The organism is Dellaglioa sp. CoH-56-MRSF-10 (assembly GCF_056782175.1).
Window position 1 is genome coordinate 1 of the sequence record NZ_JBXAYF010000092.1, and the last position, 295, is coordinate 295.

Consider the following 295-nt stretch of genomic DNA (forward strand, 5'->3'; position numbering starts at 1 on the left):
GGTACGCGCGGTCGTGCTGGGACGATTCTATTCCCATGCACGAAATTCGCAAGGCCAACAACAGCATGTATGGTTAAGGAAAATCATGAAGATTCCGCAAGTAGTGTCGCGACATTCGATCCACGTTGAGGAACAACGTGGCGACCACGTGCACGCGCAGGTCTATGGACCCAACGGCGTTCCATACTGGACTCCGGCGCGCGGTGAGGCATTCGACCGGGGCCCTATCGGCAATCTGGTTACGCGCCTCAAGCTCGCGCGCGACGTATTCATGGGCCGCGCTGACGCACTGTAT

1 protein-coding gene is annotated in these 295 nt (G+C 58.0%); it reads right to left on the reverse strand.

Annotated features, from left to right (window positions below):
• Positions 1–73 precede the first annotated feature (73 nt).
• On the reverse strand, positions 74–295 hold a 222-nt coding region (locus tag AC1RP4_RS07940; RefSeq protein WP_481763266.1), incomplete at its 5' end, for a hypothetical protein.